Here is a 6412-nt window from a genome sequence, read left to right on the forward strand (position 1 = left end):
GTGACGGACGACGAAATGCGCTCCATTTCAGCAGACGCGTTATGTACGATCGTCATGCCCTCTGCCGAAAGATTGCTGGAGGTTTCGGAGATGCCGGCGGTCTCGGTTGCATTCTGGCTGACCTGATTCATGTTTTCGGTCAACTGGGTCATCGCGCCAGAGGTCGCCAGGGCGGCATCGCGCTGCTTGTTGGACCCGGATGCGACGCGATTGGCTTCGGCGATCAACTTCTGAGAAGCATGCGCGACTTCGACCGAGTTGAAAAACACCTTGCCGATGATCGTCTGGATGCTTTCCATCAGCTTGTTGAATTCAGCAGCAGTCTGGGAGACTTCGTCGCCACCTTCAACCTGAGCGCGTCGGGTCAGGTCGCCATCCATATACATTTGCCCGATTACTCCGCGCAACGAATTCAAGCGTCGGACCAGGCCGCTTTCGATGAGCAAACTGAGAACGACGGCGACCACGACCAGCAGGCCATAGGCAATGCTCCAGCCCTGCATTCCGCCACCGAACACGTTCACCGCCAGCCAGGCTGCCAACCCGGCACAGGCCACCAGCAACAGCATCGTGCCACGAAGCTTCCAAGATACGCCATTCATTTGTCACCTCCCGAATTGGTATATTTTTCAATACTTCAAGGCAAGTCTAAAGCCGATCAAGCCTGCACCTGCGAACTAATTCTGAAAGACTCTCGCAAACTATCCGGCACGGTGATGCAACCCCGTCACAATTCCGTCCTGTTTGCAAGCAATTCCATGATTACGGTGCGTAATCAGCACAATGTACGTCCCGCAACGCACGTCCATCTGCCGGCTGAGAAGCTATCCCAATTATCGACAGAATACAGTCGAACCCCGGAGAGTATCGCTAAACTTGGCTGGTGTGGTCAATCTGAAATTTCAAAAAATGCCCGTTTGCGGGAACCGCGAGTGCTTCCATCCGATCAAATGCCGTTAAAATCAGCACCGCACATTGGATAGAGGAGAGTGGGATGGACATGCAACTGGCTGAATGGTCGGATAAATTGGAGTTCGGCCTGCCCAGGATAGACAGCCAGCACAAACAGCTTTTCGACCTCGCGGCCACCTTTGCCGGCAATGGGGACCAGATTCGGGTGATGAAGTCTCTGGTCATGCTGAGCAACTATGCGAAGGTCCATTTGCGCGACGAGGAAGAGATGCTGGCGTCACTCAAGTACCCGGAGCTGGAAGCGCACAAGCGGCTGCATGCGGAATTCAAGGACATGTTGATCAAATTGCTCGATAACGCCAGGCAACTGTCTCTCGACGAGATTGCCAAAGAAGTTCAATACCTCATCTACGGATGGTTCTACAACCACATCATGCAAGCGGATGTCGAGTACGTCCCTTGGGTCCGCACGCATTCACTGAAGGCGCTCGGCTGAATGATGCCTGCAGGGCCTTTTCCGGTTTCAGGGGAAAAGGGATAGCGCACAGTTCTTGAGCAAGGGCATTCCGGCTGGCTGCAACAGGTGTCGGCGAGGATTACTTGGACTCCGGACCGACCCTCCACGCCCCATGGCCGCTATAATGCTGTCCTTTTCCGCATCACCTCACCTCTTCCTACTGCTTGTCACCACCCGTGCCTCAATTCTCGCCCGTATCCGGCTCTCCGGCAGCCCGGTTAACGGTGCCCTTGCCTTCATTCAAACCGGGCGAGCGCACGCAGTTGCCACCCTTTTCGGGCTCGGCGGATGCGTTGCACATCGCGCAACTGGCGGACCAGGCTGGACAAAGCAGGCTGTTGGCCGTACTGACCGCCAGCGCTGGAGATGCCCAGCGCCTGCTTGAGGAAATCCCATGGTTCGCGCCCGAGCTGCGCGTGCGCTTGCTTCCCGATTGGGAAACACTGCCCTACGACAGCTTCTCGCCGCATCATGACCTCGTATCGGAACGACTGGCCACGCTCTACGGCGTCATGCGGAACGAATGCGATGTCCTGTTGGTTCCGGCGTCGACGGCGGTCTACCGGCTGATGCCGCCGTCGTACCTGGCGGCGTACACTTTTTTTCTGAAGAAAGGCAAGCGACTCGACTCCGAGCAGTTTCGCTCCCAGCTCACGCTGGCCGGTTACGCGCACGTCGCTCAGGTCGTTGCTCCTGGTGAGTACTCGGTACGCGGCGGGCTAGTCGACCTTTTCCCGATGGGTTCGGCGCTACCCTTCCGGCTTGACCTGTTCGACGATGAGATCGAGAACATCAAGACCTTCGATATCGACACCCAGCGCACCCTATACCCGGTGCAGGAAATCCGCCTGCTTCCGGCACGCGAATTCCCGCTCGACGACAAGGGTCGTACCCGCTTCCGCCAGCGTTACCGCGAAATCTTCGAAGGAGACCCGGCACGATCCGGAATCTACAAGGATGTATCGAGCGGCATCGCACCGGCCGGGATCGAATACTGGCTGCCGCTATTCTTCGATGGCACGGCAACACTGTTCGACTACCTGCCCGGCGACACGCTGCTCTGCCTGCACAATGACGTTCCTGAAGCGATCCGCGGCTTCTGGCGCGATACCCAGTCGCGCCATGCCATGTTGTCGGGAGAACGTAGCCGGCCGCTGTTGCCGCCGGGTGACCTGTTCCTCAGCGAAGAGGCCTTTTTCGTTGCCGCCAGGCCGCATGCGCGAGTTATTTTGGCCACCGGCGCCGACGGCCCGGCCACCGCCTTGCCACCAGTCGCCGTCGCCCGCCGTGCCGACGATCCGTTGAGCGCTCTGAAGGCTTTTATCACCGGCTTTCCCGGCCGCGTGCTGCTGCTGGCAGAATCGGCCGGACGCCGCGAAACCCTTTCCGCACTCTTCGCCGACTATGGCCTGAAACCCGATCCCTGCTCCGATCTTGGCGAATTCCTCGTCGGCGAGAGCCGACTGGCGCTGGGCGTCTCGCCGTTGCACGACGGCTTTCTCCTGACGACGAATACAACGAGTACCTCGCAGCCCGATCAATGGGCCTTCATTACCGAGACCGAACTCTACGCCGGGAGCCCCTCGCGGCGGAGTCGTCACGCGGCACAGCGCAAGGCCACGCTGGACAACTGGCTGCGCGACCTCACCGAACTGAAGGTCGGTGATCCGGTAGTGCACGAACAACACGGCATCGCGCGTTTTCGAGGTCTGGTGCACCTTGACCTGGGCGAGGGCGACATGGAGTTTCTCGAACTCCACTACGCCGACGAGGCAAAGCTGTTCGTACCGGTCTCGCAATTGCATGTCATTTCACGTTACTCCGCGTCGGACCCGGATGCCGCTCCCTTGCACACGCTCGGCACACCGCAGCGGAACTGATGGCGCTCTACGCCCTGCGCGCTGCGCGCCAGGGCCATGCGTTCGAATTCACGGCGCACGACTACGACGCCTTTGCCGACGGCTTCGGCTTTGAGGAAACGCCCGATCAGGCAGCCGCCATCAACGCCGTAATCGACGACATGAAATCCGGTCGTCCGATGGATCGGCTGGTTTGCGGCGACGTCGGCTTCGGCAAGACCGAAGTCGCTTTGCGCGCCGCGTTTTGCGCCGTGGCTGGCGGCAAGCAGGTCGCTGTGCTGTGCCCGACCACGCTGCTCTGCGAACAGCACTTCCAGACCTTCAGCGACCGCTTCGCTCAAGTGGGCAACAACTGGCCGATTCGCATCGCCGAACTCTCGCGCTTCAAGACGGGAAAGGAATCGGCGCAGGCGCTCAAGGAACTCGCCGAAGGCAAGGTGGACATCGTCATCGGAACGCACAAGCTGTTGCAAAAGGACGTCAAGTTCAGTCGTCTGGGGCTTGTGGTCATTGACGAAGAACATCGCTTCGGGGTGCGCCAGAAAGAGGCGCTCAAAGCCTTGCGTGCGGAAGTCGACGTACTGACGCTGACCGCCACGCCCATCCCGCGTTCGCTGGGCATGTCGCTCGAGGGCCTGCGCGACTTCTCGGTCATCGCTACGGCGCCACAGAAGCGGCTGGCGATCAAGACCTTTGTTTCAAACTTCTCCGACGGCATCATCCGCGAAGCGCTGCTGCGCGAATTCAAGCGCGGCGGTCAAGTGTACTTCCTGCACAACGAAGTCAACACCATCGAGAACATGCGCGAGAAACTTGCCAAGCTAGCGCCCGAGGCACGCATCGTCGTCGGCCACGGTCAGATGAGCGAACGCGAACTCGAACGGGTGATGCGCGACTTCACCCAGCAGCGCGTCAACCTTCTGCTATGCACGACGATTATCGAAACCGGTATCGACAACCCGCATGCCAACACCATCATCATCAATCGCGCCGAGAAATTCGGCCTCGCCCAGCTTCACCAGTTGCGCGGTCGAGTCGGTCGTTCACACCACCAGGCCTACGCCTACCTGCTCACCCATGCCGGCCTCGACGAGAGCGCCGGCAAACTCGCCGGCCTGACCAAACAGGCCCGACAGCGGCTGGAAGCCATCCAGTTGATGGACGAGCTTGGCGCCGGTTTCTACCTGGCCATGCACGACCTTGAGATCCGGGGGGCCGGCGAAGTGCTTGGCGAGAGCCAGTCGGGCGAGATGCAGGAAATCGGTTTCAATCTGTTCAGCGAAATGCTCAAGCGCGCCGTCGCCTCGCTCAAGCAGGGTCAGGAACCGGACCTTTCGCAGCCGCTCGGAATCGCCACCGAAATCAATCTGCACACGCCGGCGCTGCTGCCCAACGACTATGCGCCCGACGTCAATGAACGGCTGATACTCTACAAGCGACTGGCCAACGGCGAATCACTTGATGACATCACCGACCTGCATGAAGAACTGGTCGACCGCTTCGGAGAACTCCCGCCGCAGGCGCAATCGCTGCTCGACAGCCACCGCCTGCGCCTGCTCTGCAAGCCGCTCGGCGTCATCAAGCTGGACGCCACGTCCGAGCAGTACCGGCTCGCCGGACAGGATAAACTGGCGCTGAAACGCCATTGCCCGACACTGGCCGATCGCGTTTCCGCAGTGAAGGATCTGCTTCGCCAATTGACCAAGAAGTAAGTACGGAAAGCCCAGCAAATGAACACCATCGACATCGAAAACATCAATGTAAGCGCCTTCGACCCGATGCCCTCGCCCGAGGACATCCTGGCCGACCTGCCGCTGTCGACAGAGGCGGCCAGGACCGTGATGCGAGGCCGGGAAACCCTGCGCAACATCCTCGAGCGCAAGGATCATCGCCTGTTTGTTGTGGTCGGCCCCTGTTCGATCCACGATCCGCTGGCCGGCATCGACTACGCGCGACGGCTGAAGAATCTCTCCGACGAAGTCAGCGAAACGCTATTCCTGGTCATGCGCGTCTATTTCGAAAAGCCGCGCACGACAACCGGCTGGAAGGGATACATCAACGATCCCGACATGAATGATTCCTTCACTGTCGATGAGGGGATGAAAAGAGCCCGCCAGTTCCTGCTCGATGTCGCCGAAGCCAGCCTGGCGACGGGCACCGAGGCGCTAGACCCGATTTCGCCGCAATATCTCGGCGATCTGATGGCCTGGACCGCCATCGGCGCGCGCACCACCGAATCGCAAACGCACCGCGAGATTGCCTCGGGGCTATCCACACCGGTCGGCTTCAAGAACGCTACCAGCGGCGATGTCGACATCGCCATCAACGCCATCATCTCTTCCTCCAGACCGCACAGTTTCCTTGGCATCAACGGCCAGGGGCGAACGTCGATCGTCCGCACGCGCGGCAACCGTTATTGCCATGTCGTACTGCGCGGCGGCGACCGCCGGCCCAACTACGACACGGTGAGCGTACAGATGACCGAACAGGCGCTGATCGCGGCCAAACTGCCCCCCAATATCGTCGTCGACTGTTCGCACGCCAACAGCTACAAGAAACCGGAGCTGCAGCCGCTGGTCATGACCGACGTGGTCAATCAGGTTCGCCTGGGCAACAAATCGCTGGTCGGCATGATGATCGAATCGAATCTGGTCGGCGGCAATCAGCCGATTCCCGCCGACCGGTCCCAGCTCAAGTACGGCTGCTCGGTGACCGATCCCTGCATCGACTGGGACACTACCGAGAAAGCCATCCGCGAAGCGGCCCTTCAACTGCGTGACATACTGCCTAAACGAAATTCCTGAACGAAGAATCTTCACCACCAAGACACCAAGAGCACAAAAGAACACCAAGGAATTCTATGGATTGCTCTATGCTTCATTTGCTCTTGTTGGTGAAACTTGGTGACTTTGTGCCTTGGTGGTGAAGCACTTGAACTTAGCAACCTGAGCCCCATCAAGGAGAACCGATTGCCTTCCACCTCCCCCCTGATCCGCCCCTTCGCCGGCCTGCGCCCGCGCAGCGAACTCGCTGCGGCTGTCGCCGCGCCACCGTATGACGTCCTCTCCAGCGAGGAAGCACGTCAGCGCGCCGCTGGCAAGCCCTATTCCTTCCTGCATATTTC

General features: G+C 59.7%; 4 protein-coding genes and 1 pseudogene. 4 read left to right on the top strand and 1 reads right to left on the bottom strand.

Translation table 11 applies throughout. The features are described 5' to 3' along the window. On the bottom strand, positions 1 to 602 hold a 602-nt coding region (locus tag PROAA_RS18960; RefSeq protein WP_222102280.1), incomplete at its 3' end, for a HAMP domain-containing protein. Positions 603 to 994: 392 nt separating this feature from the next. On the opposite strand from PROAA_RS18960, the gene PROAA_RS13940 reads away from it, so the two are divergent. From PROAA_RS13940 to PROAA_RS13955, 4 genes and pseudogenes are all read left to right on the top strand, one after another. Further along, a complete protein-coding gene (locus tag PROAA_RS13940; protein WP_186411914.1) occupies positions 995 to 1408 on the top strand; it encodes a bacteriohemerythrin in 414 nt (137 codons plus the stop codon). Positions 1409 to 1593: 185 nt separating this feature from the next. Beyond that, a pseudogene (gene mfd / locus PROAA_RS13945) lies at positions 1594 to 5000 on the top strand (transcription-repair coupling factor). An 18-nt stretch (positions 5001 to 5018) separates the two neighbouring features. Further along, positions 5019 to 6092: a 3-deoxy-7-phosphoheptulonate synthase gene (locus PROAA_RS13950; protein WP_186411915.1), complete on the top strand. Its 1074-nt coding sequence runs from the start codon at positions 5019 to 5021 to the stop codon at positions 6090 to 6092. 99 nt (positions 6093 to 6191) lie between these two features. Further along, on the top strand, positions 6192 to 6412 hold a 221-nt coding region (locus PROAA_RS13955), incomplete at its 3' end, for a DUF1015 family protein (RefSeq protein ID WP_245664288.1).

The organism is Candidatus Propionivibrio aalborgensis, assembly GCF_900089945.1.
In the GTDB taxonomy this organism is placed as follows: domain Bacteria; phylum Pseudomonadota; class Gammaproteobacteria; order Burkholderiales; family Rhodocyclaceae; genus Propionivibrio; species Propionivibrio aalborgensis.

Coding starts and splice junctions, on each gene's coding strand:
- PROAA_RS13940 (WP_186411914.1), top strand. CDS start 995: ATGGACATGCAACTGGCTGAATGGTCGGATAAATTGGAGTTCGGCCTG.
- PROAA_RS13950 (WP_186411915.1), top strand. CDS start 5,019: ATGAACACCATCGACATCGAAAACATCAATGTAAGCGCCTTCGACCCG.